Origin of the sequence: Leifsonia virtsii (assembly GCF_030433675.1) — a bacterium.
GTDB lineage: Bacteria > Actinomycetota > Actinomycetes > Actinomycetales > Microbacteriaceae > Leifsonia > Leifsonia virtsii.
Window position 1 is genome coordinate 863,023 of record NZ_JAROCB010000001.1, and the last position, 25,648, is coordinate 888,670.

Annotated in this window: 24 protein-coding genes and 1 tRNA gene; 6 read left to right on the top strand and 19 right to left on the bottom strand. The window is 71.2% G+C overall.

Going from position 1 to position 25,648, the window contains the following annotated elements:
* Window positions 1-69 precede the first annotated feature (69 nt).
* Window positions 70-1,395: an LCP family protein gene (locus tag P5G59_RS04160; protein ID WP_301216281.1), complete on the bottom strand. Its 1,326-nt coding sequence runs from the start codon at window positions 1,393-1,395 to the stop codon at window positions 70-72.
* Between the two features lie 221 nt (window positions 1,396-1,616).
* Between P5G59_RS04160 and P5G59_RS04165 the strand changes: the two genes are divergently transcribed.
* Genes P5G59_RS04165 through P5G59_RS04175 form a run of 3 tightly spaced genes read left to right on the top strand, consistent with a single transcriptional unit; the run spans window position 1,617 to window position 4,840 of the window.
* Window positions 1,617-2,870: an epoxide hydrolase family protein gene (locus tag P5G59_RS04165; RefSeq protein ID WP_301216283.1), complete on the top strand. Its 1,254-nt coding sequence runs from the start codon at window positions 1,617-1,619 to the stop codon at window positions 2,868-2,870.
* A 13-nt stretch (window positions 2,871-2,883) separates the two neighbouring features.
* Entirely contained in the window at window positions 2,884-3,813 is a 930-nt protein-coding gene (locus P5G59_RS04170) for an alpha/beta fold hydrolase (protein ID WP_301216284.1), read from the top strand.
* Window positions 3,803-4,840 (top strand): thioredoxin family protein, encoded by a 1,038-nt coding sequence (locus tag P5G59_RS04175; RefSeq protein ID WP_301216286.1) that lies wholly within the window; start codon window positions 3,803-3,805, stop codon window positions 4,838-4,840. The genes P5G59_RS04170 and P5G59_RS04175 overlap by 11 nt, the downstream gene beginning before the upstream one ends.
* Before the next feature lie 7 nt (window positions 4,841-4,847).
* Here the strand turns inward: P5G59_RS04175 and P5G59_RS04180 are convergent, their stop codons facing one another.
* Window positions 4,848-5,696, bottom strand: a complete 849-nt coding sequence (locus P5G59_RS04180; protein ID WP_301216288.1) for a helix-turn-helix transcriptional regulator — start codon at window positions 5,694-5,696, stop codon at window positions 4,848-4,850.
* A 586-nt stretch (window positions 5,697-6,282) separates the two neighbouring features.
* Here P5G59_RS04180 and P5G59_RS04185 point away from each other — a divergent pair.
* Complete coding sequence (locus P5G59_RS04185) at window positions 6,283-7,458, top strand: RtcB family protein (RefSeq protein WP_301216290.1); 1,176 nt, start codon at window positions 6,283-6,285, stop codon at window positions 7,456-7,458.
* On the opposite strand, the gene P5G59_RS04190 is transcribed toward P5G59_RS04185, so the two are convergent.
* From P5G59_RS04190 to rplU, 12 genes are all read right to left on the bottom strand, one after another.
* Window positions 7,439-8,071 carry a GNAT family N-acetyltransferase gene (locus tag P5G59_RS04190; protein ID WP_301216292.1) on the bottom strand — a complete coding sequence of 211 codons (633 nt, stop codon included), beginning with the start codon at window positions 8,069-8,071 and terminating at the stop codon, window positions 7,439-7,441. The genes P5G59_RS04185 and P5G59_RS04190 overlap by 20 nt on opposite strands.
* Before the next feature lie 194 nt (window positions 8,072-8,265).
* Window positions 8,266-8,341: transfer RNA gene (locus tag P5G59_RS04195), tRNA-Ala, on the bottom strand.
* A 93-nt stretch (window positions 8,342-8,434) separates the two neighbouring features.
* Window positions 8,435-8,749, bottom strand: coding sequence for a TFIIB-type zinc ribbon-containing protein (locus P5G59_RS04200; protein ID WP_301216294.1), 315 nt, complete (start codon window positions 8,747-8,749; stop codon window positions 8,435-8,437).
* A 62-nt stretch (window positions 8,750-8,811) separates the two neighbouring features.
* The gene (gene rsfS, locus P5G59_RS04205; RefSeq protein ID WP_301216296.1) at window positions 8,812-9,189 is read right to left on the bottom strand and encodes a ribosome silencing factor; all 378 of its coding nucleotides are present in this window, start codon (window positions 9,187-9,189) and stop codon (window positions 8,812-8,814) included.
* Between the two features lie 61 nt (window positions 9,190-9,250).
* Window positions 9,251-10,618 (bottom strand): hypothetical protein, encoded by a 1,368-nt coding sequence (locus tag P5G59_RS04210; RefSeq protein WP_301216298.1) that lies wholly within the window; start codon window positions 10,616-10,618, stop codon window positions 9,251-9,253.
* Window positions 10,615-11,217, bottom strand: coding sequence for a nicotinate-nucleotide adenylyltransferase (gene nadD / locus P5G59_RS04215; RefSeq protein ID WP_301216300.1), 603 nt, complete (start codon window positions 11,215-11,217; stop codon window positions 10,615-10,617). Before nadD ends, P5G59_RS04210 begins: the two co-directional genes overlap by 4 nt.
* Window positions 11,218-11,246: 29 nt before the next feature.
* Window positions 11,247-11,483, bottom strand: coding sequence for a hypothetical protein (locus P5G59_RS04220; protein WP_175337327.1), 237 nt, complete (start codon window positions 11,481-11,483; stop codon window positions 11,247-11,249).
* A gap of 54 nt (window positions 11,484-11,537) precedes the next feature.
* The gene (locus P5G59_RS04225; protein WP_301216303.1) at window positions 11,538-12,818 is read right to left on the bottom strand and encodes a glutamate-5-semialdehyde dehydrogenase; all 1,281 of its coding nucleotides are present in this window, start codon (window positions 12,816-12,818) and stop codon (window positions 11,538-11,540) included.
* A 9-nt stretch (window positions 12,819-12,827) separates the two neighbouring features.
* Window positions 12,828-13,682 (bottom strand): glutamate 5-kinase, encoded by an 855-nt coding sequence (gene proB / locus P5G59_RS04230; protein ID WP_301216305.1) that lies wholly within the window; start codon window positions 13,680-13,682, stop codon window positions 12,828-12,830.
* A complete protein-coding gene (gene obgE, locus P5G59_RS04235) occupies window positions 13,679-15,232 on the bottom strand; it encodes a GTPase ObgE (RefSeq protein ID WP_301216307.1) in 1,554 nt (517 codons plus the stop codon). The genes proB and obgE overlap by 4 nt, the downstream gene beginning before the upstream one ends.
* An 84-nt stretch (window positions 15,233-15,316) precedes the next feature.
* A complete protein-coding gene (gene rpmA, locus P5G59_RS04240) occupies window positions 15,317-15,574 on the bottom strand; it encodes a 50S ribosomal protein L27 (protein WP_018190815.1) in 258 nt (85 codons plus the stop codon).
* A gap of 30 nt (window positions 15,575-15,604) precedes the next feature.
* Window positions 15,605-15,913, bottom strand: a complete 309-nt coding sequence (rplU, locus tag P5G59_RS04245; RefSeq protein ID WP_175337332.1) for a 50S ribosomal protein L21 — start codon at window positions 15,911-15,913, stop codon at window positions 15,605-15,607.
* Between the two features lie 256 nt (window positions 15,914-16,169).
* On the opposite strand from rplU, the gene P5G59_RS04250 reads away from it, so the two are divergent.
* Window positions 16,170-16,436: a DUF4031 domain-containing protein gene (locus P5G59_RS04250; RefSeq protein WP_301216312.1), complete on the top strand. Its 267-nt coding sequence runs from the start codon at window positions 16,170-16,172 to the stop codon at window positions 16,434-16,436.
* A 65-nt stretch (window positions 16,437-16,501) separates the two neighbouring features.
* Here the strand turns inward: P5G59_RS04250 and P5G59_RS04255 are convergent, their stop codons facing one another.
* On the bottom strand, window positions 16,502-19,045 hold the full coding sequence (locus P5G59_RS04255) for an Rne/Rng family ribonuclease (protein ID WP_301216314.1): 2,544 nt from the start codon (window positions 19,043-19,045) through the stop codon (window positions 16,502-16,504).
* Window positions 19,046-19,354: 309 nt separating this feature from the next.
* Between P5G59_RS04255 and P5G59_RS04260 the strand changes: the two genes are divergently transcribed.
* Window positions 19,355-19,969, top strand: a complete 615-nt coding sequence (locus P5G59_RS04260) for a vitamin K epoxide reductase family protein (RefSeq protein WP_301216316.1) — start codon at window positions 19,355-19,357, stop codon at window positions 19,967-19,969.
* 69 nt (window positions 19,970-20,038) lie between these two features.
* Here P5G59_RS04260 and ndk read toward each other — a convergent pair whose 3' ends face one another.
* The 4 genes from ndk to ileS are packed head-to-tail and all read right to left on the bottom strand — an operon-like array spanning window position 20,039 to window position 25,627.
* Window positions 20,039-20,461, bottom strand: coding sequence for a nucleoside-diphosphate kinase (ndk, locus tag P5G59_RS04265; RefSeq protein ID WP_301216318.1), 423 nt, complete (start codon window positions 20,459-20,461; stop codon window positions 20,039-20,041).
* Window positions 20,458-20,895 carry a DUF4233 domain-containing protein gene (locus tag P5G59_RS04270; protein WP_301216320.1) on the bottom strand — a complete coding sequence of 146 codons (438 nt, stop codon included), beginning with the start codon at window positions 20,893-20,895 and terminating at the stop codon, window positions 20,458-20,460. Before P5G59_RS04270 ends, ndk begins: the two co-directional genes overlap by 4 nt.
* A complete protein-coding gene (locus P5G59_RS04275) occupies window positions 20,892-22,259 on the bottom strand; it encodes a bifunctional folylpolyglutamate synthase/dihydrofolate synthase (protein WP_301216322.1) in 1,368 nt (455 codons plus the stop codon). Before P5G59_RS04275 ends, P5G59_RS04270 begins: the two co-directional genes overlap by 4 nt.
* Entirely contained in the window at window positions 22,256-25,627 is a 3,372-nt protein-coding gene (gene ileS / locus P5G59_RS04280; RefSeq protein WP_301216324.1) for an isoleucine--tRNA ligase, read from the bottom strand. The genes P5G59_RS04275 and ileS overlap by 4 nt, the downstream gene beginning before the upstream one ends.
* Window positions 25,628-25,648 lie beyond the last annotated feature (21 nt).

A 25,648-nucleotide genomic window follows, 5' to 3' on the forward strand; every position in this document is an offset into this window, starting at 1 on the left:
GGACGCGACACGCCGTGACGCCCGCCGGATAACGGCGTGTCGCGTCCCATGGATGCGCGCCGCAGCGCGTCAGTCGTTGCCCTTGGTGCAGGTCTGCTGCGCCGCGGTCTGACCCGTGATGGTCGACGGCAGCTCGACCGGGCCGCCCGCGGTGCCGGTCGGCGCGGGAGTCGTGCCCGCATCCGGTGTCCCCGGCGTCGCAGGAGTGGTCGGTGACGGCTCCCCGCCCGCGTCGGGAGCGGGCGACGAGGTCGCCGTCGGGTCCTCCGCCGCCCGTCCGGTCGAACCGGTCAGCTTCACGGGCTGGTCGGCGACCAGCGCCTGGTTGAGCGCGTTCGCGGCGGACTTTTGCGGTACCACCCGGTTCGGGTTGTCCGGGTCGCCCACCGCCGGGTACTGCACGAACACCATGTTCTGGAGCCCCGTGTCCTTCAGGGCGAGGGCGATCTGCACGAGCGTGGTCGGGTTGGTCAGCGTGTCGGAGGGCGTGATGTTGTTCACCGCCGCCTTCGCCAGCGCGTACAGCTGGACCGGGTTGGAGAGCACGCCGCCGCTGACGACCTTGCGGGCGAGCGCCGAGAGGAACACCTGCTGGTTGGAGATGCGCCCCAGGTCGCTGCCGTCGCCGACGCCGTGCCTGCTGCGCAGGAACGAGAGCGCGGTGTCGCCGACGATCGTGTTCTCCCCCGCCGGCAGGTCGAGCGGCGGGTTGGTGTAGTCGTCCTTCACGGGCGAGGCGAGGCACACGGTGACACCGCCGACCGCGTTCGACATCGCGCTCACGCCGTTGAAGTTGATGACCGCGGCGAACGGGATGTCGAGCCCGGTCATCTTCGACACCGTCGCGACGACGCAGTTGAGACCGCCGCGGGACAGCGCCGTGTTGAACTGCGCGTACGAGGTGCCGTCGATGGTGCCCTTGCCGTTGGGGTCGGGACAGTCCGGGATGGGGACCACGAGGTCGCGCGGAAAGCTGACGACCATCATGCTCTTGTGGTCCTGTGCGATGTGCAGCAGCATCGTGACGTCGTTGTTGCCCGCACCGCTGCTGGCGTCCTGCTCGTCCGCACTGTTGTAGATGCCGCCGAGGTCGCTGCGGCTGTCCGTGCCGGCCAGGAGCAGGTTCACCCCGCCAGGGATGGCCGCGACGTTCGGGATGTCCTGCGGGATCGCCGTGTGCCCGGGCAGCGCCTGGAGGTGCACTCCGGTCTTGATCGAGCGCGCGACATCCCACACCGCGTAGGCCGCGACCGAGCCGACGCTGACGAAGGCGACTACGACGACCACCGCGAGCAGCTTGAGCGCGGCGACGCCGCCCCGGCGCCGAGGGAGACGCCCGTGACGCACGCCGGCGGGCCCGCGGGCACGCTGATGGCGTCGCGGCAGGTCGGTCATCGGGATCCCTCGGGCTCGGCGGACGTTGCTGGAATCTTAGCCGCCCCGCGCCAGGTGCGGGCTGCGTGGCGCGCTCGCCGAGGCGTGGCGGGTTCCCCTCATGCCGCCCGCAGGGCGCGAGGCGGCGTGGCGGTTCTCCCCGATGCCGCGCGCGCACTCGGCGCGCATGCTCATGCCTGACGGCCGCCCCGGGCCGCCGCCCGACCGCCCAGGAGGCCACCATGACCATCGCAGAACCCCGCCACGAGACCGGCAGCGCAGCATCCGGCAGCGCCGCATCCGACAGCCCCGCATCCGACAGCGCCGAGATCCGGCCGTTCTCCTACACCGCGCCGCCGGAGGAGCTCGACGACCTGCGCCGCCGCATCCGCGCCACCCGCTGGCCCGAGAGGGAGACGGTCGACGACAGCTCCCAGGGCGTGCGGCTGGAGGTGATGCGCGCCCTCGCCGACTACTGGGCCGACCAGCACGACTGGCGGAAGGCGGAGGCCCGGCTGGCAGAGCTCCCTCAGTTCGTGACCGAGATCGACGGCCTCGACATCCACTTCATCCACGTGCGCTCGAAGCATGAGGACGCCATGCCGATGATCGTCACGCACGGCTGGCCCGGGTCGGTGCTCGAGCAGCTGAAGATCGTCGGACCGCTCACCGACCCGACCGCGAACGGCGCGGACGCGTCGGACGCGTTCCACCTGGTCATCCCGTCGCTCCCCGGCCACGGCTTCTCCGGCAAGCCGGACGCAACCGGGTGGGACCCGGTGCGCATCGCCAAGGCGTGGGTGGAGCTGATGCGCCGCCTCGGCTACGACCGGTACGTCGCGCAGGGCGGCGACTGGGGCAACGCCGTCACCGAGCAGATGGCGCTGCTGACCCCGCCGGGGCTGATTGGCATCCACACCAACATGCCGGCGACCGTGCCGCCCGCGATCCAGGCGGCCCTCGACGCGCACGAGCCGCCTCCCGCCGGCCTCGACCCGGAGGAGCGAGGCGCCTGGGACCAGCTGGCGTTCTTCTGCGCCCACGGTCTCGCCTACGCGCAGGAGATGGGCAACCGCCCCCAGACCCTGTACGCGCTCGCCGACTCCCCCGTAGGCCTGGCCGCGTGGATGCTCGACCACGACGCCCGCAGCTACGACCTGATCGCCCGCGTCTTCGCGGGTGCGGCCGAGGGTTTGAGCCGGGACGACGTGCTCGACAACGTCACGCTGTACTGGCTGACCAACACGGCCGTCTCCTCCGCCCGCCTCTACTGGGAGAGCAAGCTGGCGTTCTTCGCGCCGAAGGGCGTCACCCTGCCGGTCGGCGTGAGCGTGTTCCCGGACGAGATCTACGCCGCCCCACGCAGCTGGGCGACCGCGGCCTACCCGAACCTGGTGCACTTCAACCGTCTCGACCGCGGCACGCACTTCGCCGCGTGGGAGCAGCCGGAGCTGTTCTCGTCGGAGGTCCGCGCCACCTTCCGGTCGCTGCGCTGAGCGGGTGCGGCGGATGGAACCCCTGCTCCGCATCCACGCCGGCGACCTGGAGGTCGGGTACAGCGACACGGGCCCGCGGGACGGCGACGCCGTGCTACTGCTGCACGGATGGCCGTACGACATTCACAGCTTCGAGGAGGTCGCGCCCGCCCTGGCCGGAACCGGGTTCCGGGTGGTCGTGCCGTATCTCCGCGGGTACGGCACGACCGCCTTCCTCGACCCGGCCACGCTGCGGAGCGGTCAGCCGGCCGCCCTGGCACAGGATGCGGTCGCCCTGCTCGACGCCCTCGGCATCGACACGGCGATCGTCGCCGGCTGCGACTGGGGCGCCCGGACGACCAACATCCTGGCGGCGCTCCGGCCGGACCGGGTCGCCGGGCAGGTCACCGCGAGCGGTTACCTCGTCGCGGGGCAGGCCGCCAACGCGCACCCGCTGCATCCGGTCGACGAGCTCACCTGGTGGTACCAGTTCTACTTCGCGACCGAGCGCGGCCGGGAGGGGTACGACCGGTACCGGGACGAGTTCGCCCGCCTGATCTGGCGCACCGCGTCGCCGCGCTGGGCCTTCGACGACGCCGCCTTCGAGCGCAGCCGGCCGTCGTTCGCCAACCCCGATCACGTCGCCATCGTCATCCACAACTACCGTTGGCGGCTCGGCCTCGCCGCGGGCGATCCGCGGTACGACGAGTGGGAGGCGCGCATCGCCGAGCGACCGACGATCGGCGTGCCCGCGATCACGCTCGAAGGGGACGCGAACGGCGCCTTCCACCTCGACCCCGCCGCCTACCGCGACCGGTTCACCGGGCCGTACGAGCACCGTTCGGTGACCGGCGGCGTCGGCCACAACCTGCCGCAGGAGGCCCCGGACGCGTTCGCGCAGGCCGTCATCGACGTGGCGCAGCGAGCCGCCGAGCACACAGCGGAGGCGTCCGGTGTCCGCTGACCGTCCCCACGCGCCGTTCCGGACGCTGGCGCACCGCCTCGCGGGCGACCGGGAGGAGCTGCCCGACGAGGGCCGGCTGCCCCCGTTCTCCCGGGCCACCGGCTGGCTGAACAGCGAGCCGCTCACCCCGGGCGCGCTACGGGGCCGGGCCGTGCTCGTCGACTTCTGGACGTACACCTGCGTGAACTGGCTGCGCACCCTCCCGTACCTGCGGGCCTGGCACGAGAAGTACGCGGCCGCGGGCCTGACGATCGTCGGCGTGCACACGCCCGAGTTCGGCTTCGAGCACGAGCGGCGCAACGTCACCGAGCGCACCAGCGCCCTCGGCGTCCGGTATCCCGTCGCCGTCGACGACGACTACGGCGTCTGGGAGGACTTCGCCAACCACTACTGGCCTGCCCTCTACCTCGCCGGCGCCGACGGCCGCCTGCGCTACCACCACTTCGGCGAGGGCGAGTACGCGCGGACGGAGATGATGATCCAGCGCCTGCTGATGGACGCCGGCGCGACGGACCTCGATCCGGACCTGGTCATGGTCGACCCGCACGGCCTCGAAGTGGCCGCCGACTGGTCCCACCTCCGCTCGCCCGAGACCTACCTCGGTTACGCCCAGAGCAGCGGGTTCGTCTCGGAGGCGGCGGACCGCTACGATCGCTCCACCTCGTACGCCGGCTCGACCGCGCTCCCGCCGAACGCCTGGGATCTGACCGGGAGATGGACGCAGGCCCGCCATGCGGCCGTGCTCGACGAGGCAGGGGGAAGCGTCGCGTTCGCCTTCCACGCCCGCGACGCGAACCTCGTGCTGGGTCCGACCCCGCCGGGCGCCCGCATCCCGTTCGAGGTGCGGCTCGACGGCCGGCCGCCGGGCGACGCCCACGGGACGGACGTGGACGCGGAGGGCCGGGGCGTGCTCGACCGGCAGGACACGCTGCAGCTGATCCGGCAGCCGGGTGCTGTGCGGGACGCGGTGCTGCAGGTGCGGTTCGGAGCCGCGGGCGCGGAGGCGTACTGCTTCACCTTCGGGTGATGCGCTGTCACGCGATCCCGTGCCGCAGCGCGTACGCGGTCGCCTCGCTCCTGCGGGCGACCCCGATCTTCCGGTACAGGCTGGTGATGTGGCGTTCCACCGTCCGGTCGCTCAGCCACATCACCCCGGCAATCTCCTTGTTGCTGAGCCCCTGCGCGAGCAGCCCGAGCACCTCCAGTTCGCGCCGGGTGAGGGCCGCCGCCGTCGCCGGGTCCACGTACGGTGGCCGCGGGCCGACCTCGACCGTGCCACCGGCGAACGCCTGTGTCGTGACACCGGCGTCGGCATCGCCGTCGTGCAGCGCGTCCGCCGCCTCCCGCACCCGGCGGGAGACGGCGGCCAGCGCCGGCGTCACCTCGTCGAGCAGAGACCGGAGTTCGCTGCTCCGCCGGGCGAGCTCGCGCTCGGCCTCGCGCCGCGCGCGCTGCTCCGCGACGAGCCGGCGGGCGGTGTGCAGGGCGATGGCGGCCTGCCCGACCGCGACCCTCAGCAGGTGCGTCTCGCGCTCGGTCGGGAAGTCGGCCCGGTCGGCGGACGCCACCACCAGTCCGCTCCCCCACGGCAGCGCCAGCGCCAGGGTCGCCAGCCGCGCGATCCCGCCCTCGTCGCCCTCCCTCTCGCCGAGCGCAGCCTTCAGCATCCGCGGCGGGTCCGAGCCGGCCGGCCGCCACGCCTCCAGCGGCGATCCGGCGCCCGGAGTGTCGAAGCGGGCGTACACCGCATCCAGCCGGAGCATCCCGACGAGAACGCCGAGCAGGCCGTCCGCGATCTCCGCAGGCGGGTGGCCGACCCAGAGCGACGGGAGGGCGAGCAGCGCGCCCAGGTCGCGCATCCACCGCCGCTCGTCGTCGTCCATCCGCTCACTCCCCGGCGCGCTCACGCAGGAAGTCGGAGGGCGGCACGACGAACGGGCTCTCCTGCAGCTCGTCCGCTCCCATTCCGGCTCCCGCCCCGCGACGGTTGGAGGGTAGCCCAGCCGCCGCAGCGTGCACAACGGCGACCGACCGTTCCGCCGTGCTCGCGGTGCCACTACGCTCGCAGCATGACGAACAAGACCCCGCGCGAAGAAGAGATCCAGAAGGAGCAGGAGGCGAAGGACGCCGAGAAGGAGCGTCTGGAGCAGGAGGAGGAGCGCCGACTGCGCTGACCGCCTCTTGCCCCGGGGTGCGACGACCCGGTACAGTCGTGAACCTTGCGCCAGAAGGCGCAGGCAGCCCACGCTGAAGAACGCCGAGCGGAAGGACACGCGATGAGTCACCTGCAGTATCAGCAGCTCGACAAGCGCGCCTTCCGCGCGCTCGAGCGTCCCCGGGGTCTGTAGCACCACTGCCGCAGCCCCGTCGTTCGAGGACCGGGGCTGTCCATCCTTCGCGTCTCCCTGCCGGGAGCTCTCGCGTCGGTCCGGCCGTCCCGGCCGCACACCGATGAGAGACGAAAGGATCATGGAAAGAATCTCGAACCGCCTGCTGAGCTGGGCCTCCCTCCTGGAGGACTCCACGCGCGAGCAGGCGGTCACCACCTCGCGGATGCCGTTCATCCACCCGCACCTCGCCCTGATGCCGGATGCGCACCTGGGCCTCGGCGCGACGGTCGGCTCGGTCATCCCGACGCTCGGCGCGATCATGCCGGCGGCCGTCGGGGTCGACATCGGCTGCGGGATGATCGCCGTGCGCACGCAGTTCACGCGCGACGACGTCGCCGCGGTCGCGAAGCCGCTCTCCGTGCTGCGCGCCGACATCGAGCGGGCCATCCCGCTCTCCGCCGGCGCGCGCAACCGGAAGATCGTCGCCACCGCGGAGCCCCGCATCGCGGAGCTGACGCTCCTCGCCGAGGAGGCCGGCTTCGACCCGGCGGAGCACCGCAAGGACTGGGAGCTGCAGCTGGGCACGCTCGGCTCCGGCAACCACTTCATCGAGGTCAGCCTCGACGAGGACGGCAACGTGTGGTTGTTCCTGCACTCCGGCTCCCGCGGCGTGGGCAACCGGATCGCCGGGCACCACATCCGGGTCGCCCAGGAGCTGATGCGCCGCTGGTGGATCGAGCTCCCGGACAAGGACCTCGCCTACCTCATCGAAGGCACGCCGGAGTTCGACGCCTACATCGCCCAGCTGCGGTGGGCGCAGCACTTCGCGCTGCTGAACCGCGAGGAGATGATGGACCGGGTGGTGCGGCAGACGTCCGAGTGGTTCGGGACGCCGGTCGTCGAGCAGGAGCGCATCAACTGCCACCACAACTTCACGGAGCGGGAGCACCACTTCGGGAAGGACGTGTGGGTGTCCAGGAAGGGCGCGATCTCGGCGCGACCCGGGCAGCCGGGCCTGATCCCGGGCTCGATGGGCACAGCGTCGTACGTCGTGGCCGGGAAGGGCGACCCGTTGTCGCTGCACTCGTCGCCGCACGGAGCCGGTCGGCAGTTCTCGAGGTCGGCCGCGCGTAAGCGGTTCACGGTGGAGGAGCTGCGGGAGGCGATGGCCGGCATCGAGTTCCGTGACACCGACGCGTTCCTCGACGAGATCCCGCAGGCCTACAAGCCGATCGACCGGGTGATGGCGGACGCCGCCGACCTGGTCGAGGTGCGGCACACCCTCCGCCAGCTCGTCAACGTGAAGGGCGACTGACCGGCGCGGGCGGCACGTCACGCCACATGGTCGTGACGGCCGCCCCGTCGATCACGGAGCGGAACCCGCCCACCGGGCGGAAGCCCGCGCGGCGGTAGCGGTGGTCGTTGGCGGGGTTCGTCGACTCGAGGTAAGCCGGGATGCCCTGCTCGTCGGAGCGCGCCAGCGTCTCGGCGAGCAGGGCCTGGCCGATGCCGCGACCGCGGTGCGCCGGATGCGTCGCGAGCAGGCTGAGATACCGGTGGGGCGGTTCGTGCGGGTGCGTCTCCTCGAACCGTTCCCAGAGCCGTTGGTAGGCCTCGAAGCGTTCCGGCGTCAGCGTCCGCTCCATCAGGGCGTCTAGTGCCGTCTCCTGGGTCTCGATCAGCTCCGGCACGCCCGGGGGGAGCCACACGGCGACCGTCGCGACCTCGCCGTCCGGTTCGTTCACGAGCCGGACGAAGCCGTGCGGCACCGCGCCGTCGACGAAGAACCGCCAGAACGACTCCAGGTGCCCTGTGCCTCCGTCTGCCGCTTCGAGCGCCGGACCCCACACCGGGTCGTCGCGGAAGGCGAGCGCGATGGTGGTGGCGATCGCGGCCGCATCCTGCGGCTCGGCGGGGCGGCTCTGCATGCCTGAACTGTACCGAGACGTCGGGCAGAACAAGAACCCCCTGCGGTGCGCTCCGCGCTCGGCGCTCCGTCGGACATTCGGGCGATCCGCCTCCAGATCTCCGACGGAAGGCAGCCCAGCAGGAGATTCGAACGTTCGATCGCTCACCAGGCCAAGCAAGAAGCCCCCGGCCGATGGCCGAGGGCTTCCGGAAATGGTGGATCTGAGGGGACTCGAACCCCTGACCCCCTGCATGCCATGCAGGTGCGCTACCAGCTGCGCCACAGACCCAGAGTGTGATCCTTTCGGCCCTTCGGACCTCCCGGAACAACTCGTCCAGCGTACTACATCGCAGGCGTGAGAAAAAACTGAGGCGGGCTCGCGTCAGTCGAAGAGCTCGCTGAGCCAGTTCTCGCGCTTCTTCTTGTACGGGCGCTGTCCGTAGGAGTGGTCGGAGCGCTGATCGCGGTACTGCGGCTCGGCGTATTGCGGCTCCGCGTACTGCGGCGGCGCGTACGACGGGGCGGCCGGCGCGGGAACCGGCGCGGCGGTCGGCTGACCGGCCGTTCCGGCGCGGTCGATGATCTTGTCTAGCTCCCCGCGGTCGAGCCAGACGCCGCGGCACTCCGGGCAGTAGTCGATCTCGATGCCGTGGCGCTCGCTCATCACGAGGACGGCCTGGTCGTTCGGACACTTCATGCATCCATCCAAGCGGTCGCGCATGAGAGACCTCTCAGGCGGACCCGCGAAGAGGCTGGGAGCTACTCCGCGCTCTCGTGCACCGGCAGCTCGATCGGGAGGGTCGGGCAGTCCTTCCACAGACGCTCGAGCGCGTAGTACATCCGGTCCTCCTCGTGGAAGACGTGCACCACGAGGTCGCCGAAGTCGAGCAGCACCCAGCGGCCCTCCCCCTTGCCCTCGCGGCGCAGGGTCTTCACGCCGGCCTCGTTGAGCCGGTCCTCCACCTCGGACGCGATGGCGATGACGTTGCGCTCGACCCGCCCGCTGACGAGCAGGAAGGCGTCGGTCAGGGGCAGCGGACCGGACACGTCGAGCGCGACGAGGTCTTGGCCGCCCTTGGAGTCGGCTGCCGCTGCGGCCACCTGGAGGATCTCGCGGGCGTGCGGGGATGCGGTCACGGACGGTCCTCCGGTCGCGTTCTGTGCGGGACGGGTGCGGGTCGAGCTGGGGTGCGGATGATCAGAACACCTTCAGGACGTACGCGGCCACGAGCAGGCCGATGACACCGACGGCGAGCACGCCGGCCGTGACCATGAGCACCACGGGCAGCGCGTTGCCGCGCTTCTTCGGCGGCGCGATGACACCGCGGGTCGAGGTGTGCGTGCTGATCGCGCGCGATGCGCGGACGGGCTGCACCTCGGACGTGTTGAACTCGTTCTCCTCGCCGTCGAGCAGGCGGTCGATGTCGGACGAGTCGATCCGGTCGGGGTGCGCGCCGGTGGCGCCCATCCCCCGCGGCAGGTCGATGGAGCCTGTGACGAGGATCTCGCCCGTGCTCGTCAGCGGCGCAGCGCTCGGCTGCGGGATGGCCGGCAGGATCAGCGCGTTCGTGGTGGTCGCGGCCGTGGACTGGGCGACGTTGCGCGACGTGATCGGCTGGTTCTGGTCGTCGAGCTCGGCCGCCGTCGACCAATGGCCGGTCGGCGGGGTGAACGGACGGCGCTCCTGCGCAGCGGTGTCCTCCGAGGTCGCGGAGGCGGCGGGAGCCGCAGCGGTGGGGGCCGCAGCGGCGGCCGGGGACTCGGGCTCGGCCGGTGTCGACGGCTTCGGCGTGGCGGTCGCGCCGAAGGCGGCGAACGGCGACGCGGTGGTCTGCGTGACGGTCGGCTCCTCGGCACCGGCGCGCGCCGCGGAGGGCGCCGACGACGGGGTGAGCGGTGCGAACGGCCAGGCCGTCTTCTCGCTGGTGGACGTCTCCGCGCTCTGCGGCACGGCATCGCCCTTCGCAGCGTCGCCCGCGGAAGCGGACGACCCGGACTCCGGGCCCGACGTGAAGGCGACCGGGAAGACCTGCTCCTCGGAGGTCGCCGGGTGGTTCGCCTGCGCGTTCGCCTGCTGGGCCTGCTGCATCGCGCGCAGCTCGCGTCGCGTCAGCGTGCGCTCCGGGAAGGCTGCGGAAGCAGCGGGAGACGAGTCGGCGGAGGCGGCCTTCGGCTGGGCCGGCGTCTGCTGCGCCGGGGTCGCCGACTCCGGGGTCTGAAGGATCGCCATCGGCTGGGTGACGGGCTCCGGACGCGAGGAGTCGGGCGCCTGGCGGAACAGGTCGAAGCCGTCGCGTGACGGCGAGGAGACGCCGGGCTCGGCGAAGGCGCTCGCCGGGATGGCCGGGGCCTCGGCGGACTCCTGCCCCTGCTTCTCAGGCCGCGGGGCGTCGGAGGGCTGCGCGGTGTCGCTGTCGTCGGCCGGCCGCGGCGGGGCGGAGGTCGTCATGTCGGGCACCTGGCCGGCCGGGGTCGGCTCCGCCGTCCCGGCGCGCCGGGCGAACTCCCTGGCCTGTCGCCGCGTCTGCGGCTGGCCCGTCGGCGGCTCTTCAGGCCACGATGTCATGCCACGCTCCGATACAGATGGTGTTTGGAGATGTACTGAACCACTCCGTCCGGCACCAGGTACCAGACCGGGAATCCCCTGCTCACCCGGCTCCGGCAATCGGTCGACGAGATCGCCAGGGCCGGAACTTCCAACAAGGATACGTCCTGCTCCGGTAATCCAGAAATACTCAAGTCATGTCCCGGGCGACTCACAGCCACGAAGTGGGCCAGCTCCCACAGCTCCTGGACATTGCGCCAGCTCAGGATCTGCGCGATGGCGTCGGCGCCGGTGATGAAGAACAGCTCCGCCTCCGGCCGTTCCTCGTGCAGGTCGCGGAGGGTGTCGATGGTGTAGGTGGGGCCCTCGCGGTCGATGTCGACCCGGCTGACGGTGAACCGCGGGTTGGACGCCGTGGCGATCACGGTCATCAGATAGCGGTGCTCGGCCTCCGTGACCGGGCCCTTCTGCCAGGGCTGACCGGTCGGCACGAACACCACCTCGTCGAGCCCGAACGACTGGGCGACCTCGCTGGCCGCCACCAGGTGACCGTGGTGGATGGGGTCGAACGTGCCGCCCATCACGCCGATGCGCGGTCGGCCCGTCTGCGTCAATTCCATGCCGGGGTCAGCCCCATGCCAGGGGTTGGTCAGTGCCCCTGGGTCGGGTGCCCGCTGCCGTGGTGCGTCGCACCGGGGGCGCCGGCGTGGGCCGCGGCGTCGGGCGCCGAGCGGTGGCTGTGCCGGTTGGCCACGTCCTTGAAGCTCCAGGTGACGAAGACCAGGGCGATGAAGATCACGATCGCGATCGCTCCGAAGGCCCACGTGGGCATGGGCAGCTCGACGTGGGTCTCCGCCTCGGCGAGGACGGTCGTCAGGAATGACATCGTGCGTGGTCCTTTCTCGAGGGCTTCACGCCCTCCGTCAAGTCTAGCGGTCGCCTATGCGCGGATCTGGCCGGACCCGCGGACGATCCACTTCGTGCTGGTGAGCTCCGGCAGTCCCATCGGACCGCGCGCATGCAGCTTCTGCGTCGAGATGCCGACCTCGGCGCCGAACCCGAACTCGCCGCCGTCGGTGAAGCGCGTCGACGCGTTGACCATCACGACCGCCGAGTCGACCTCGGCGAGGAACCGCTCGGCGTTCGCCAGGTCGTTGGTGATGATCGACTCGGTGTGCTGCGTGGAGTACCGGCGGATGTGGTCGATCGCCTCGTCGAGGTCGTCGACCACCTTCACCGAGATGTCGAGGCTCATGTGCTCTGTGGCGTAGTCCTCCTCCGTCACCGGCACGGACTCGCGCGCGAAGGGCCGCGACCGCTCGTCGGCGTGGATGGTGACCCCGGACTCGCGCAGCGCGCTCAGCACCGGCGGCAGCAGCCGCTCGGCGGCAGCCCGGTGCACGAGCACCGTCTCGACCGCGTTGCAGACGCTCGGCCGCTGCACCTTGGCGTTGCGGACGATGTCGACCGCCCAGTCTTCGCGCGCCGACTCGTCGAGCACGATGTGGACGACGCCGGCACCGGTCTCGATGACGGGCACGGTGGACTGCGTGACAACGGCCTGGATGAGGTCGGCGCTGCCGCGCGGGATTAGCACGTCGACCAGGCCGCGCGCCGTCATCAGCTCGGCCGCGCCCTCGCGGCCGAAGTCGTCGATGGTCTGCACCGCCTCGGCCGGCAGCCCGGCGGACGCCAGCGCCTCGCGGATCACGCCGACGAGCACCCGGTTGGTCTCGATCGCTGCGCTGCCGCCGCGCAGCACCGCGGCGTTGCCGCTCTTGATGGCGAGGGCCGCGATGTCGATCGTGACGTTCGGCCGTGCCTCGTAGATCGCGCCGACCACGCCGAACGGCACCCGCACCTCGGTGATCTTCACGCCGTTCGGGAGCGCACTGCCGCGCACCGCCTGGCCCACCGGGTCGGTCAGTGCGACGACCTCGAGCACCGCGTCGGCGAGCCCCTGCAGGCGTGCCGGGGTCAGGGTCAAGCGGTCGAGCAGGCCCGTCGACAGGCCGTTCTCGCGGCCGTTGGCGAGGTCGAGCTCGTTGGCCGGGAGGATGTCGGCCGATGCGGCCAGAACGCCGTCGGCGATGGCCCGCAGCGCGCGGTTCTTCTGCTCCGTCGTGGCCGTCGCCAGGGCACGCGACGCCGTCTTGGCGGCGGCCAGCCGCTCCTGCAGCGAGAGGGCGGCCGTGGGGGCCGCACCGGTGATCGAGGACATGCGTCGATTCTAGGACGCGGCCGCGCCCGGAGTGACGGCCGGGACGGAACCTGTGGAAAGCCCGGAGGCGCGCTCTGCTGTGGACGGAGCGGGCGCGAACCACGTCCCGACCCGCTCTCCCCGCAGCGCGTTCGACACCAGCGCGGTCGAGGTCAGCACGACGGCGGTGCCGCGCTCCGCGGCCTGGCGGGCGGCCGAGACCTTGGTGACCGCTCCCCCGGTGCCGACGCCGGACGACCCGGTCGAGCCGATCTCGACGCCCTCCAGCTCGTCGTCCCACCCGACGTGCTCGATGCGCTCCGCGCCGGGCTCCTGCGGCGGGCGGGTGTACAGGGCGTCGACGTCCGACAGCAGGACGAGGAGGTCGGCCTCCACCAGCAGCGCCACCAGCGCTGCCAGCCGGTCGTTGTCGCCGAAGCGGATCTCGTGCGTCGCCACGGTGTCGTTCTCGTTGACGATGGGCAGGATGCGCAGCGAGAGCAGCCGCTCCATCGCCCGCTTCGCGTTGCTCCGGTGCGTCGGGTTCTCCATGTCGCCCGCCGTCAGCAGCACCTGGCCCGCGACGATCTCGTAGCGGTCGAGGCTGTCCTGGTACCGGTAGATCAGCACGTTCTGGCCGACCGCCGCGGCGGCCTGCTGGGTCGCCAGGTCGGTGGGCCGCTCGGAGAGCGAGAGGTACGGGATGCCGGTCGCGATGGCGCCGGAGGAGACCAGGATGACCTGCGTCCCGCGACCGTGGGCCTCCGCGAGGGCGTCGACCAGCGGCCCGATCTGTCCCGCGTTCTCTCCGCTGATGGAGGATGAGCCCACCTTGACGACGATGCGCCGGGCGGACGGGATCTGGCTGCGGTCGTCGATCGTCATCCCTCGCTGCTCTCCCCGCCTGCCGTGCGTGCGGCGTTCTCGTCGTAGTCGTCGTCCTGCCAGAGGCCGGCCTCGCGCTCGCGGATGAGCTCCTCGCGCGCCGCGGCCTTGCCGTCCATCCGCTCGAAGTACTCCTCGCGGCGCTGCGCACGCGTCGGACGCTGGTTGGTGTCCAGGCGCGTGTCGCTGCCGCGCGGCGACGAGATCAGCTCGGCGGTGGAGGTCAGCGTCGGCTCCCAGTCGAAGACCACGCCGTTGTCCCGGCCGATGACCACCGTGGATCCGGCCACGGCGCCCGCACGGACCAGTTCGTCCTCGACGCCGAGCTTCGCCAGCCGGTCGGCCAGGTAGCCGACGGCCTCGTCATTGGCGAAGTCGGTCTGCGCGACCCAGCGCTCCGGCTTGCCGCCGAGGATCCGGTACACCGGGCCGTCGGTGCCGCCCTCGACCTTGACCACGAAGCCGGAGTCGTCGACGGCCTTCGGGCGGATGACGATGCGCGGGCGGGACTCCTCCAGCGCGGCCTGCTCCTTCCGGGCGGTCTCGACGATCTCCGCGAGGGCGAACGACAGCGGCCGCAGGCCCTCGTGGCTGACCGTCGAGATCTCGAAGACGCGGTAGCCGCGCTGCTCGAGCTCCGGCCGGACGAAGTCGGCGAGCTCGCGCGCATCCGGCACGTCGATCTTGTTCAGCGCGACGAGCTGCGGGCGCTCCAGCAGCGGGATCTGCCCCTCCGGCACCGGGTAGGCGGCGAGCTCGGTGAGGATGACCTCCAGGTCGCTGAGCGGGTCGCGGCCCGGCTCCAGCGTCGCGCAGTCCAGCACGTGCAGCAAGGCGGAGCAGCGCTCCACATGCCGCAGGAACTCCAGGCCCAGGCCCTTCCCCTCGCTCGCGCCCTCGATCAGCCCGGGCACGTCGGCGACGGTGTAACGCACGTCGCCCGCCTGCACGACGCCCAGGTTCGGGTGCAGCGTCGTGAACGGGTAGTCGGCGATCTTCGGCTTCGCGGCGGAGAGCGCGGCGATCAGGCTCGACTTGCCCGCCGACGGGTAGCCGACGAGCGCGATGTCGGCGACCGTCTTGAGCTCCAGGCGGATGTCGCCCTCCCAGCCGGGCGTGCCCAGCAGGGCGAAGCCGGGCGCCTTGCGCTTCGGGTTCGCCAGGGCGGCGTTGCCGAGACCGCCGATGCCGCCGGGGGCTGCGACGAAGCGCATCCCGGGCTCGGTCAGGTCGGCGAGCTCCACACCGTCGGCGTCCTTCACCACGGTCCCGACGGGGACGGGAAGCTCGAGGTCTTCGCCGGTGTGGCCGCTGCGGTGGTCGCCCATCCCGAAGCCGCCGTTGTCGCTCGCGCGGTGCGGGTGGCGGTGGTAGCCGAGCAGCGTCGTCACCTGCGGGTCGGCGACGAGGACGATGTCGCCGCCGTTGCCGCCGTTGCCGCCGTCGGGGCCTGCCAGCGGCTTGAACTTCTCCCGGCGCACCGAGACGCACCCGTTGCCGCCGTTTCCGGCGCGCAGATGCAACGTCACGCGATCCACGAACGTCGCCATGGTGTGTCTCCTAGATCCGAGGGGTGAAATGCGGATGGGCGGGCCGAAGCCCGCCCATCCGGAAGGTGATGCTCGCGCTGAGGCTCAGGCCTCGGCAGCGACGATGTTGACGACCTTGCGGCCGCCCTTCGTGCCGAACTCGACCGCACCCGCCGCGAGGGCGAACAGCGTGTCGTCGCCGCCACGGCCGACGTTCACGCCGGGGTGGAAGTGGGTGCCGCGCTGGCGGACCAGGATCTCACCCGCGTTGACGGTCTGGCCGCCGAAGCGCTTCACGCCGAGGCGCTGCGCGTTGGAGTCGCGGCCGTTGCGAGTGGAGCTCGCTCCCTTTTTGTGTGCCATGTCTTCTTCTCCTCGAGAACGGTCTGTCGGCTACTTGATGCCGGTGATCTTGACGCGGGTGAGCTCCTGGCGGTGGCCCTGGCGCTTCTTGTAGCCGGTCTTGTTCTTGAACTTCTGGATGACGATCTTCGGGCCGCGCAGGTCGCCCAGCACCTCGGCCGTCACGGTGACCTTGGCGAGCGACTTGGCGTCGGAGGTGATCTTGTCGCCGTCGACCAGCAGCACCGGCGCGAGCTCGACCTTGCCGTCCTTGTCGGCCTTGATGCGGTCCATCGTCACGATGGTGCCGACCTCGACCTTCTCCTGCCGGCCACCGGCGCGCACAACTGCGTAAACCACTTGTCAGTACCTTTTCATCGGGGAACAGCTCCTGGCGTAGCCTTCGGACCTGGTCCTGCTCTTCAACTGTTCTGGAAAATGAGTCCAGCCGGCTGCTACTGCTGCCGGCGGCTCTCAGAAAACCATGATGGCGGTTCGGGTCGGGCCCGACACACACCAACGGTCAACTTTACCCGACACGCCACTCACCGTCAATTCAGCGGGGGCGTCGGGAGCGCACGATCCCGCCTGCGGGACCGGTTCCTAGAATCATTCTATGACGGTCCTGATCGATCCCCCGGCATGGCCGGCCCACGGCATGTTGTGGTCGCACCTGGTCAGCGACGCGTCGCTCGCGGAGCTGCACGCCTTCGCCGAGGCCAACGGGGTGCAGCGCAGGGCGTTCGACCTCGACCACTACGACGTCCCCGACCGCCGCTACGACGAGCTGGTCGCCGCGGGGGCGCATCCCGTCTCCGGCCACGAGCTGGTCTCACGCCTCATCGCGAGCGGGCTGCGGGTGCGCGCGAAGGACCGCCACTGACGAACAATGGGGCGCAACACGCCGCGTCGCTCGCGCGATAACGGCGTGTTGCGCCCCATGGATGCTTACTCGGACTTGGGTGCGAGCTCCCCGCCGGCGATGACGGCCGTGCTGGCGCGACGGCTGCGGCTGCGGCCCTGACCCGGCTCCTTCGGAGCGGGCAGTGCGTCGAGCACGGAGTCGAGCAGCAGCTCGGTCTCCTCGGCCGACGGGCGCGGCGCGGGCTCGTGCACGACGGCGGGCTCGGGAAGGTCGAGCAGCGGGAGCACGTGCTCCTGCTCCGGCTCGGCCTCGGCGGCCGCGTGGGGCGCTGCGTCGACGTCGGACGCCGCCGGCTCGGCCGCCGGTTCCGTCTCCCCGGCCGGCTCCGTCTCGGGCGCCTGCTGCCGGTCGGCGCCGCCCTTGCCCTTGCGGCGGCGCTTCTTCGTCGCGGTGACCTCGGTCACCACGACCTCCGCGACGCTGATCTCCGTCACCTCGGCGGACGCGTCGGCGTCGTGCGCCTTCGCCTCCTCCTCGTGGTGGATGGTGGAGGCGGCGATCTTGGCGAGCGCGTTCTTGGCGTCGTCGGTGATGGCGTGCGTGCCGGTGTGACCGTTGCCGTTCCCATTCCCGTTGCCGTTCGCGGGGGCGCCGCCGTTGCCGTTGCCGCCCCGGCCGCGCCTGCGCTCGTTCTGCTGCTGCGGCTGCTGCTGCTGGCGGTGCTTCACGACCGGGTCGTGGTGCACGATGACACCGCGTCCTGCGCAGACCTCGCACGCCTCGCTGAAGGTCTCCAGCAGGCCGAGGCCGAGCTTCTTGCGGGTCATCTGCACGAGACCGAGCGAGGTGACCTCGGCGACCTGGTGCTTCGTCCGGTCGCGGCTCAGGCACTCCACCAGGCGGCGCAGCACGAGGTCGCGGTTCGACTCGAGCACCATGTCGATGAAGTCGACGACGATGATGCCGCCGATGTCGCGCAGGCGCAGCTGGCGGACGATCTCCTCTGCGGCCTCGAGGTTGTTCTTGGTGACCGTCTCCTCCAGGTTGCCGCCGGAGCCGACGAACTTGCCGGTGTTGACGTCGACGACTGTCATCGCCTCGGTGCGGTCGATGACCAGCGACCCGCCGGAGGGCAGCCAGACCTTCCGCTCCAGCGCCTTCTCGATCTGCTCGGTGATGCGGAACTCGTCGAACGCGTCCCGATCCCCCGTGTACGCCTCGACGCGGTCGAGGAGGTCGGGGGCGACCTGTCGCAGGTAGTTCTCGATGGTCTGGCGGGCGTCGTCCCCGGCGATGACCAGCTTCTGGAAGTCCTCGTTGAAGACGTCGCGAATGATCTTGATCAGGAGGTCGGGCTCGCTGTGCAGGAGCGCAGGCGCCTGCTGCGACTCGACCCGGGTGCTGATGTCGGCCCACTGCGCCTTCAGACGGTTGACGTCGAGAGTCAGCTGCTCCTCGGTGGCGCCCTCGGCGGCGGTGCGGACGATGACGCCCGCGCTCTCCGGCAGCACCTCCTTGAGGATCTTCTTGAGGCGCGAGCGCTCGGTGTCCGGGAGCTTGCGGCTGATGCCGTTCATGGAGCCGTTCGGCACGTACACCAGGTAGCGGCCGGGCAGCGAGATCTGGCTGGTCAGGCGGGCGCCCTTGTGGCCCACCGGGTCCTTCGTGACCTGCACGAGCACGCGGTCGCCCGCCTTCAGCGCCAGCTCGATGCGGCGCGGCTGGTTGCCGGTCTCGACCGCGTCCCAGTCCACCTCGCCGGAGTAGAGGACGGCGTTGCGGCCGCGGCCGATGTCGACGAAGGCGGCCTCCATGCTCGGGAGGACGTTCTGCACCCGGCCGAGGTAGACGTTGCCGATGAGCGACGCCTCCTGCGAGCGGGCGACGTAGTGCTCGACGAGGACCTTGTCCTCCAGCACGCCGATCTGGATGCGGCCGCCCTTCGAGCGCACCACCATCTGCCGGTCGACGGACTCGCGGCGGGCGAGGAACTCGGCCTCGGTGATGACCGGACGGCGGCGCCCGGCGTCGCGGCCGTCGCGGCGGCGCTGCTTCTTCGCCTCGAGGCGCGTGGAGCCCTTCACCTTCTGCGGCTCGGTGATGAGCTCGGGCTCGCGCGGGGTGCGCACCTTCACGACTGTGTTGGCCGGGTCGTTCGCGCTCTCGCGGCCGGACTCCCCCGCGCGGCGGCGGGAGCGGCGGCGGACACCGCCGGCCGGCTCCTCGTCGTCCTCGGGGAGCGGCGGGAGCGGCAGCACGTCGGGCGCCTGGAACAGCAGCGTGGTCGGCGGCAGCCCCGGGGCGGCGGCTCCGGCGGCCGGGGCCTCCGGCTCGCCGTGCTGCTCCGGGAGCGCAGGCGGCTCGTGCGCGGCGCCGGGACCGGCGGGAGCGGCGGCCTCGGCCGGCGCGGCCTCGGCCTCCGCCTCCGGCGCGTTCGCCTCCGCCGTTCGGGCGTCGGGCGAGCTCGCCTCAGCGGCGGGTGCCGCCGGAGTCTCGGAAGCGTCGGCGTTCTCGGCCTGCGAACCCCGTCTCACGACGCGTCGTGCGCCGAAGAGGCCCTTCCGCTTCCGTCCCCCTGGTTCCGTCTCGTTGTTGTCCGTGTTGTCGATATTCTCGTTATCCACCATCGCTGGTGCACTCCTCGACCGGTGGCGGTTCCCCGCTCACCGGGTACTCTCCGTCGGGAGGCGGCGCGTGCGGCGCCTCCCTCAATCCTGTTCGGATGCCTCCGGGCTCGTGGCGCGGCCTGCATCCGGCTCATGTTCTCGACCGGCCACCAGGGCCGGAAGTTCTCCGGGCGCTCCGGGCGCCCTCAAGCCTTCTGTCGGTGCTCCCGGCCTCGGCCGGGACGACTGCTGCAACGATTATCGCACGGGCCGGGCCCCTGACGGGTCTCCTCCCAGGGCGACACGCAGAGGGCGTGCCATAATCCGAGGGTGTCAGCCAGTCCTGCCGAGGCCGCGTACCGCCGCCCGACCGCACTCGCCATCTTCCTCATCGTCGCCGGAGCCATCGGGTTCTGGGCCGCGTTCATGCTCACGGTGGACAAGTTCCACCTGCTGCAGGATCCCGGCGCCCAGCTCTCCTGCAACTTCTCGGTGCTGGTGGGGTGCTCGAAGAACCTGAACTCCTGGCAGGGGTCCCTGCTGGGCTTCCCGAACCCGATCCTCGGCCTCGCCGGCTGGACCGCGACCATCGCGGTCGGCGTGGGGCTGTTCGCCGTGCGGGCCCGGTTCGCCCGGTGGTACTGGATCGCGTTCAACGTCGGCGTGGTGCTGGCGCTGGCGCTCGTCATCTTCCTGATCACGACGTCGCTGACCGTGCTGAATGTGCTCTGCCCGTGGTGCATGGTCACCTGGGCGGTCACGATCCCGACCTTCTGGGCGGTGACCCTCTACAACCTCAAGGAGGGCAACATCCCCGTCCCCGAGCGGGCGAGGAAGCTCTTCGGCACCCTGTACAGCTGGGTGCCGCTCATCACGCTCGTCTGCTACGCCATCGTGGCGGTGCTGGCGCAGATCCAGCTCGACTGGATCCACCGCGCGTTCTGAGCCGGTTGACGCGACACGCCGCCCGGCCGGGCGGCCGGACGGCGCGTCGCGTCAACCAGGTGGGCCGGTTCAGCCGAACCAGAGGGCGAGCTCGCGCTGGGCGGACTCGGGCGAGTCCGAGCCGTGCACGAGGTTCTGCTGCACCTTGAGACCCCAGTCGCGGGCCAGGTCGCCGCGGATGGTGCCGGGGGCGGCGGTGGTCGGGTCGGTGGCGCCGGCGAGCGAGCGGAAGCCCTCGATGACGCGGTTCCCGGCGAGCCGGATGGCCACAATCGGGCCGGATTCCATGAACTCGACCAGCGGCTCGTAGAAGGGCTTGCCCTCGTGCTCGGCGTAGTGCTGCGCCAGCAGGTCGCGGTCCGCCTGCAGCATCCGCAGGTCGACGAGCGAGTAGCCCTTCGCCTCGATGCGGCGCAGGATCTCGCCGGTCAGGCTGCGGGCGACCCCGTCGGGCTTGATGAGGACGAGGGTCTCTTCGACGGCGGTGGTCATGGGTTCTCCGTTCCGTTGTCGGCCGCGCGGGCGGCCTGATTGTTTCGGTCGATGCGTGCGGCGGCGATCATGCAGTACGCCCACATGGCGGTGAAGATCGCGCCGACGATGAAGAAGGCGGGCACGAGGAGGCCGGCGGCGACCAGCACGAGCTGCACGATCCAGCCGAGGACGACGCCCACGGTGTTCCGCAGCAGCGCGATCGCGACGATCATCAGCACGATCAGCGCGGCTCCCCCGCCGAGCGCGACGGCGGCGGGGAGCGAGTGGAGCCCGAACAGCACGAGCGCGCCGAGGAAGACGACCAGCAGCTCGAAGCCGAGCACGATCGAGCCGAGCGACTCGCGCAACGAGCGCTGACGGCGCGGCCGTCCGGCGCGGGCAGGGGCTGCGTCGTCCGCGCCGCCGTCCGGGCCTGTGGGGGCATCCGTCACGACGCGGCCTGCTTCCACTCCTGCTGCTCGGCGTAGGCCATCGCCTGACCGACGAGCACGATGCTGCCGGCGACGACGACAGCGCGGCGCGGCTCCTCGGCCGCCCACTCGCGCGCCGCCTCGAGAGCGTCGACGGCGTCGGAGTAGACGATCGTCGCCTCGTCGCCGACCTCCTCGCGCACCAGGTCGCCGAAGTCCTCGGCCTCGCGGGCACGCTCCGACTCGGGCCGGGTCACGAAGAACTGCGTGGCCACCGGGGCGAGCGCGCGGATGACGCCGCGCGCATCCTTGTCGCCCAGGATGCCGACGACGAACGTGATCTCGTCGAAGCCGAAGTAGCTGCGCAGCGCCTCGGCGAGCGTCTCGGCCCCGGCCGGGTTGTGCGCCGCGTCGACCAGGATGCTCGGCTCGATGCCGATCAGCTGCAGCCGCCCCGGCGAGGTCGCGGTGGCGAACCCCTCCTCGACCAGGTCGGCCTTGAGCGGCTGCGTGCCGCGGCCGAGGAACGTCTCCACCGCGGCGACCGCGACGGCCGCGTTCTGCGCCTGGTGGTCGCCGTACAGCGGCAGGAAGACGTCCTCGTACGTCGCCGCACGGCCGCGGATCGTGACGAGCTGACCGCCGACGGCGACGCGCGTCGAGGCGACGTCGAAGTCGCCCGGCTGCTCCGCGAAGGTCGACTCCGTCAGCTCGGCCGCCTCGCGCAGCACCCGGTCGGCCTCCGGCGTCTGCCGCGACGACACGACGTCGGCGGACGGCTTCACGATCCCGGACTTGGTGCGGGCGATCTCCTCGACGGTGTCGCCCAGGGACTTGGTGTGATCCAGGGCGATCGGCGTGAACACGGCGACCTGGCCGTCCCCGACGTTGGTCGAGTCCCACTCGCCGCCCATGCCCACCTCGATCACGGCGACGTCGACGGGAGCGTCGGCAAAGGCCGCGTAGGCGAGCGCCGTCAGCGCCTCGAAGAAGGTCAGCGGAGGCTTGCCCGCCCCTTCCAGCTCCGCGTCCACGATCTCCAGGTACGGGCTGATGTCCTCCCAGTTGCGCACCAGCGCCTCGTCCTCGATCGGCTCGCCGTCGATGACGATGCGCTCGTTGAAGCGCACCAGATGCGGGCTGGTCAGGAGCCCCGTGCGCAGGCCGTAGGCGCGCAGCAGGCTCTCCGCGATGCGGCTCGTCGAGGTCTTCCCGTTGGTGCCGGTCACGTGGATGATCGGGTACGCCCGCTGCGGGTCGCCCAGCAGCTCCACGGCACGCCGGGTGGCGTCGAGCCGTCGCTCCGGCGCCCCCTCGCCGACCCGGGCGAGGAGGGCCTGGTAGACCTCGTCCGCCCGCTCCCGGTAGTCGTCCTCGTCGGTCACGACGCCGCCTCCGTCTCCTGCTCCGGGTCCACCTTGGTCACACCGACGGTGAACGCGCCGGCGTTCGCGAACTGCCCGGCGCCGAACTCCTGCCGGAAGCCGGAACCATCCCCCGACGATGCTCCCGCGCCGGAGAGCTGCACGGCTAGAGCCAATGTCTCGGCGGCGATGTCGACGTCGGCGGCGAGGCCGAGCGACTCCGCGTCCTCCGGGCTCTCGAACGAGAGGTGGAGGTGGATGCGGTCGCTCACCTCGAGACCTGCGGCCTTGCGGGTGTCCTGCACGGCGCGGATGACGTCGCGGGCGAGACCCTCGGCCTCGAGCTCCGGCGTGGTCGCGGTGTCGAGCAGCACGAACCCGCCGCCGGCGAGCAGGGCGAGCGCGGACGAGTCGTCGCCGCCGGACGCGGTCTCGAGCACGAGGTCGTACTCCCCTTCGGCCAGCTCGATGCCTGCGACCGTGACGACGCCGTCGGCCTCGGTCCAGTCGCCGGCGCGCGCGGCCTGGATGACCTGCTGCACCTGCTTGCCCAGGCGCGGACCCGCGGCGCGAGCGTTGACGGTCAGCCTGCTGGTGATGCCGTAGTGGGCGGCGCTGTCGTCCTGCAGCTCGACCAGCTCGACCGCCTTGACGTTGAGCTCGTCGCGCAGGATGCCCTCGAACGGCCGCAGCGCCTCCGCGTTCTCGGCGACCACCGTGAGCGTGGCGAGCGGCAGGCGCACACGGCGTCCGGCCTGCTTGCGCAGCGACAGCGCGGTGGAGCTGATGGCACGGATGCGGTCCATCGCGTCCACCAGAGCGTCGTCCGCCGGGAACTCCGCGGCCTCCGGCCAGTCCGTCAGGTGCACGGAGCGGCCACCGGTGAGGTCCTTCCAGATCCGCTCGGTCACGAGCGGCAGGAGCGGAGCCGCGACGCGGGTGAGCGTCTCCAGCACCGTGTACAGCGTGTCGAAGGCCTCCGTGCCCGTTGCCTGCGTGCCGTTGCCGGACTCGTCGACGCCCTCCCAGAACCGGTCGCGCGAGCGGCGCACGTACCAGTTGGTGAGCACGTCGGCGAAGTCGCGCAGCTTGGCGGCGGCGAGGGTGGAGTCAAGCCCGTCCAGGTCGGCCGTCACGGCCTCCACCAGGTCGCGCGTCTTGGCGAGCAGGTAGCGGTCGAGCACGTCGGTGGACGCGGTCGATCGCTTCGCCTCGTAGCCGGTCGCGTTGGCGTACAGCGAGAAGAAGTACCACGTGTTCCACAGCGGGAGCAGCACCTGACGGACGCCCTCGCGGATGCCCTCCTCGGTCACCACGAGGTTGCCGCCGCGCAGCACGGGGCTCGACATCAGGAACCAGCGCATCGCGTCCGATCCGTCGCGGTCGAACACCTCGTTGACGTCCGGGTAGTTGCGCAGCGACTTCGACATCTTCTGCCCATCGCTGCCCAGCACGATGCCGTGGCTGATCACGTTCTTAAACGCGGGCCGGTCGAACAGCGCCGTCGCGAGCGTGTGCAGCAGGTAGAACCAGCCGCGGGTCTGCCCGATGTACTCGACGATGAAGTCGGCCGGGTTGTGGCTGTCGAACCAGTCGCGGTTCTCGAACGGGTAGTGCACCTGGGCGAACGGCATCGAGCCGGAGTCGAACCAGACGTCCAGCACGTCCGGGATGCGGCGCATGGTGGACCGGCCGGTCGGATCGTCCGGGTTCGGCCGGGTCAGCTCGTCGATGAAGGGACGGTGCAGGTCCGGCTCCCCCGCGGCGTTCCGCGGCAGGCGGCCGAAGTCGCGCTCCAGCTCCTCGAGCGAACCGTAGACGTCGACGCGCGGGTACGCCGGGTCGTCGCTCTTCCACACCGGGATCGGCGAGCCGAAGTAGCGGTTGCGGGAGACCGACCAGTCGCGGGCGCCGGCCAGCCACTTGCCGAACTGGCCGTCCTTGACGTTCTCGGGCACCCAGGTGATCTCCTGGTTGAGCTCGCCCATCCGGTCGCGGAAGTCGGTCACGCGCACGAACCAGCTCGACACCGCCTTGTAGATCAGCGGGTTGCGGCAGCGCCAGCAGTGCGGGTACGAGTGCTCGTAGCTCGCCTGGCGGAGGAGGCGCCCCTCCTCCTTCAGCATGCGGGTCAGCGGCTTGTTGGCGTCGAACACCTGAAGGCCCGCGACGTCGGCGACGTCGGGCAGGAAGCGGCCGCCGTCGTCCACCGAGATGATGACCGGGATGCCGGCCTTCTCGGTGACGCGCTGGTCGTCCTCGCCGTAGGCGGGCGCCTGGTGCACGATGCCGGTGCCGTCCTCGACCGTGACGTAGTCGTCGACGAGGATGCGCCACGCGTTCTGCGTGCCCCACTTCTCGGTGTCGGCGTAGTAGTCCCAGAGCCGGTCGTACTCGACGCCCTCCAGCTCGGAGCCGCGGAGCGTGCCGGTGACGGCCGCGAGCGCATCGGCGGCGGACTCGTAGCCGAGGTCCTTCGCGTAGTTGCCCAGGAGGCTCGCGGCGATCAGGTAGCGACCGCTCAGCACATCCTGGTCGGGGGCTCCGGCGGAGTCGGCTGCACCGTTCGGCCCGGAGGGGACGACCGCGTACTCGATGTCGGGGCCGACCGCGAGCGCCAGGTTCGTGGGCAGCGTCCAGGGCGTCGTGGTCCAGGCCAGCGCCCGGACGCCGGTGAGGCCCAGCACCTCCGCCTTCTCGCCGACGAGGGGGAAGGTGACGGTGACCGTCTGGTCCTGACGCATCTTGTAGACGTCGTCGTCCATCCGCAGCTCGTGGTTGGACAGCGGCGTCTGGTCACGCCAGCAGTACGGAAGCACGCGGTAGCCCTCGTAGGCGAGGCCCTTCTCGTGCAGCTGCTTGAACGCCCAGATCACGGACTCCATGTAGGTGGTGTCGAGCGTCTTGTAGTCGTTGTCGAAGTCGACCCAGCGCGCCTGGCGGGTGACGTACTCGCGCCACTCGCGGGTGTAGCGGAGCACGGAGTCCTTCGCGGCCTGGTTGAAGGCGGCGAGGCCCATCTCCTCGATCTGGCTCTTGTCGGTGATGCCGAGCTGCCGCTCCGCCTCCAGCTCCGCCGGAAGGCCGTGCGTGTCCCAGCCGAAGCGCCGCTCCACCTTCTTGCCGCGCATGGTCTGGAAGCGCGGGAAGACGTCCTTGGCGTAGCCGGTCAGCAGGTGGCCGTAGTGCGGGAGGCCGTTGGCGAACGGCGGGCCGTCGTAGAAGACCCACTCCTCGGCGCCGTCGCGGTTGTCGATGGAGGCGCGGAAGGTCCCGTCCTCGTCCCAGAACTTCAGGACGTCGGTCTCGATCTCGGGGAACGCCGGCGACGGGGTGACCTCGGCGCGCTGGTTGCGCTCGGCATCGTCCGCGGACTTGGGGTACGGCATCTCTCTCCTGGCAGGTTCACG

Coding starts and splice junctions, on each gene's coding strand:
- proB (WP_301216305.1), bottom strand. CDS start 13,682: ATGACGATCGACGACCGCAGCCAGATCCCGTCCGCCCGGCGCATCGTC.
- P5G59_RS04170 (WP_301216284.1), top strand. CDS start 2,884: ATGGAACCCCTGCTCCGCATCCACGCCGGCGACCTGGAGGTCGGGTAC.
- P5G59_RS04220 (WP_175337327.1), bottom strand. CDS start 11,483: ATGTCATTCCTGACGACCGTCCTCGCCGAGGCGGAGACCCACGTCGAG.
- ileS (WP_301216324.1), bottom strand. CDS start 25,627: ATGCCGTACCCCAAGTCCGCGGACGATGCCGAGCGCAACCAGCGCGCC.
- rpmA (WP_018190815.1), bottom strand. CDS start 15,574: ATGGCACACAAAAAGGGAGCGAGCTCCACTCGCAACGGCCGCGACTCC.
- P5G59_RS04250 (WP_301216312.1), top strand. CDS start 16,170: ATGACGGTCCTGATCGATCCCCCGGCATGGCCGGCCCACGGCATGTTG.
- P5G59_RS04225 (WP_301216303.1), bottom strand. CDS start 12,818: ATGTCCTCGATCACCGGTGCGGCCCCCACGGCCGCCCTCTCGCTGCAG.
- P5G59_RS04180 (WP_301216288.1), bottom strand. CDS start 5,696: ATGGACGACGACGAGCGGCGGTGGATGCGCGACCTGGGCGCGCTGCTC.
- obgE (WP_301216307.1), bottom strand. CDS start 15,232: ATGGCGACGTTCGTGGATCGCGTGACGTTGCATCTGCGCGCCGGAAAC.
- P5G59_RS04255 (WP_301216314.1), bottom strand. CDS start 19,045: ATGGTGGATAACGAGAATATCGACAACACGGACAACAACGAGACGGAA.
- P5G59_RS04190 (WP_301216292.1), bottom strand. CDS start 8,071: ATGCAGAGCCGCCCCGCCGAGCCGCAGGATGCGGCCGCGATCGCCACC.
- P5G59_RS04165 (WP_301216283.1), top strand. CDS start 1,617: ATGACCATCGCAGAACCCCGCCACGAGACCGGCAGCGCAGCATCCGGC.
- P5G59_RS04185 (WP_301216290.1), top strand. CDS start 6,283: ATGGAAAGAATCTCGAACCGCCTGCTGAGCTGGGCCTCCCTCCTGGAG.
- P5G59_RS04210 (WP_301216298.1), bottom strand. CDS start 10,618: ATGACATCGTGGCCTGAAGAGCCGCCGACGGGCCAGCCGCAGACGCGG.
- P5G59_RS04160 (WP_301216281.1), bottom strand. CDS start 1,395: ATGACCGACCTGCCGCGACGCCATCAGCGTGCCCGCGGGCCCGCCGGC.
- P5G59_RS04200 (WP_301216294.1), bottom strand. CDS start 8,749: ATGAAGTGTCCGAACGACCAGGCCGTCCTCGTGATGAGCGAGCGCCAC.
- ndk (WP_301216318.1), bottom strand. CDS start 20,461: ATGACCACCGCCGTCGAAGAGACCCTCGTCCTCATCAAGCCCGACGGG.
- nadD (WP_301216300.1), bottom strand. CDS start 11,217: ATGGAATTGACGCAGACGGGCCGACCGCGCATCGGCGTGATGGGCGGC.